A 383-nucleotide genomic window follows, 5' to 3' on the forward strand; every position below is an offset into this window, starting at 1 on the left:
ACTTCTGGTTGCCCACGGACCCCGCGGTCGCGCACGACGCGTTGCGCGAGGCGTGGCGCCGATCCGAGTTCGAGCGGGTGGAGGTCGCCTGCGGCGGCGGACGGGGCCGGACCGGCACCGCGCTCGCGTGCCTCGCCGTGCTGGACGGCGTGCCCGCGCGCGAGGCGGTGGCCTTCGTCCGGGACCGGTACTCCCCGCACGCCGTCGAGACGCCGTGGCAGCGTCGCTACGTCGCGCGGTTCCCCTCGGCCTGAGGCCGGGTCAGCGCTCGAGGTACCCCTTCATCCGCGCGAGGGTGGTCTGCATGCCGGACTGCATCAGCGCATTCCGGTTGCGCCCGATCAGCTTCGACCGCTGCACCAGACGCACGTGCAGCGCGGGGG

Annotated in this window: 1 protein-coding gene; it reads left to right on the forward strand. The window is 74.4% G+C overall.

The annotated features are described in order from the left end of the window. A partial coding sequence (locus AC1DYG_RS20560) for a phosphatase domain-containing protein (RefSeq protein ID WP_477641681.1) occupies positions 1 to 254 on the forward strand: 254 nt, incomplete at its 5' end. Between the last annotated feature and the right edge of the window lie 129 nt (positions 255 to 383).

Source organism: Pedococcus sp. P1_H8, assembly GCF_056405175.1.